Source organism: Vibrio sp. OPT46 (assembly GCF_015163535.1).
Classification (GTDB): Bacteria; Pseudomonadota; Gammaproteobacteria; order Enterobacterales; family Vibrionaceae; genus Vibrio; species Vibrio alginolyticus.
In genome coordinates, this window is the sequence record NZ_JADDYG010000055.1 from 1 (window position 1) to 338 (window position 338).

1 protein-coding gene is annotated in these 338 nt (G+C 42.6%); it reads right to left on the reverse strand.

The window, feature by feature from the left end; all coding sequences use genetic code 11:
• Positions 1 to 296, reverse strand: a 296-nt coding sequence (locus IQR33_RS32155; protein ID WP_228013729.1) for a hypothetical protein, incomplete at its 3' end; no start/stop codon positions are given.
• Between the last annotated feature and the right edge of the window lie 42 nt (positions 297 to 338).

The following is a 338-nucleotide window of genomic DNA, read 5'->3' on the forward strand; positions in this document are numbered from 1 at the left end:
CAACCATTTGAATTCTTTTGTCCTACTGCAATCTCACAGACATCAGAAGAAGCATTCCCATAAATGGCCAAAAGCAGGGCGAAATCAGAAAGGAAGCCGGGAAGGGGAGGGAGCCCAGCTAAACTACGAGTAAGAGGCTTAGCTCCAGAAAGTTCTAAGGAAGTGAAAACCTCTTGGGTAGACCAGTCACGTATTGGAGCGTATAGAAACAGTGGGTAGCCTGTATTTAAATCAGACTCTTTCATCTCTTTCAATAAATCACTTATAGACTTATCACTGGTTCCCTGAATAACCATATTACCTTTTCGCTTTGTACTCTCGTTGTTTCTTTGCCCTGT